The 1,555-nt window shown below is 61.2% G+C and carries 1 protein-coding gene; it reads left to right on the top strand.

Annotation, left to right across the window (positions count from 1 at the left end; genetic code table 11):
* Positions 1-124 precede the first annotated feature (124 nt).
* A protein-coding gene (locus tag AC4CS3_RS23880) for an IS3 family transposase (RefSeq protein WP_490785533.1) occupies positions 125-1,521 on the top strand; the annotation gives its coding sequence in 2 pieces (ribosomal slippage) (positions 125-476 and positions 476-1,521; 1,398 coding nt in all).
* Positions 1,522-1,555 lie beyond the last annotated feature (34 nt).

The raw sequence follows: 1,555 nt of genomic DNA, 5'->3' as shown, positions 1-1,555 counted from the left end.
CCCTACGTGTCAGGGTTGGATGAGGCCAGCGGCTCATTGCAACTTCGTCTAATCCGTAGGGCGAGAATCAGGATCACCACTAATGTCTGTCTCCACGATTTCCCCGCCGCGGGAGAATGGGTCCATGAGCAATGCTGGCCCCCGCGCCGGTGGGCCGTCCTCTCGTAGGTCGTTCACTCCGGCACAAAAATTGGCGTACTTGGATGCGTATCAGCAGGCCTGTGACGACGGCACCGGCGGCGGGGCATACCTGCGCCGTGAGGGCCTGTATTCATCACAGATCACCGAGTGGCGCAAGCTCCGCGACGCCGGCGTCCTGGAGGGCAAGGAGCCCGGGGAAAAGATCGGCAAGCCCACTGCTGAACAGGCAGAAATCGGGCGTCTACGTCGGCAGCTTGAGGTGAGTGAACGCAAGCTGGCACGGACTGAAGCTGCGTTGTCGATTATGGAAAAAGCACGACTGCTTTTGGAGGATATCTCCGAAAGCGCGGAGCAGCAGCCCTGGTACAAGAAACCCTGATGGGCGCCTACACCGCCCTGACCCAGGCGGATTTCCCGACCAGGGAAGCAGCCGTGATTGCCGGGGTCTCCAGAGCCACAGCAACCCGTAAACCCCGCATCGCAATGGAAGACCCTCCGCCGGCCCCGGCGCCTGCAAACAAGCTCTCAGCGGCCGAGCGCGCACACATCCTGGCGACGGTGAACTCGACGGATTTCATCGACCTGCCGCCGGTGCAGATCTATGCCCGACTCCTGGATGAAGGCATCTACTTGTGCTCAATCTCCACGTTCTACCGCGTCCTGGAGGAGAACCGCCAGGTCAAGGAACGCCGCCGACAGGCACGCCACCCAGCCCGGGCCGTGCCCGAGCTGGTCGCGGCTGGCCCCGGGCAGGTTTATTCGTGGGACATCACCAAACTCGCTGGCCCGATCAAGGGCAAATACTACGACTGCTACGTGATGATCGACATCTATTCCCGCTACATTGTCGGCGCCTACGTCCACGCCCAGGAGTCCGGCGAACTGGCCGTGGAAATGATGAAGGAAATCTTCGGGATCCACGGCGTCCCTCAGATCGTGCATGCGGACCGTGGCACCTCGATGACGTCCAAAACAGTCGCCGCGCTGCTCTCGGACCTGGAAGTCACCCGGTCCCATTCCCGGCCCCGGGTCAGCAATGATAATCCGTACAGCGAGGCCTGGTTCAAATCACTGAAGTTCGCTCCCGAATTCCCCGAACGCTTCGGCTCCCTGCCTGACGCGAGGGCCTTCATGGAATCCTTCGTCGAGGGGTACAACCACACCCATTGCCACACCGGTATCGGCCTCAACACCCCGGCAGACGTCCACTACGGACTGGCCGCCGGCAAAGCCCTCGAACGCACCAAAACCCTCGCCGCCGCACGGGCAAAAACACCCGAACGATTCACCACCAACAACGACCCCAAAATCCTCGCCATCCCCGACGCCGCCTGGATCAACAAACCAGCCGAGAAAAACGACACAAAAGCAGCAGCCTAACTCCCACTGGCCTCATTCACCTTGACAAATTCCG

Source organism: Arthrobacter sp. SE2, assembly GCF_058244265.1.
Note: the sequence above shows the minus strand (reverse complement) of the source record. Positions and strands in the feature narration are given on the sequence as shown.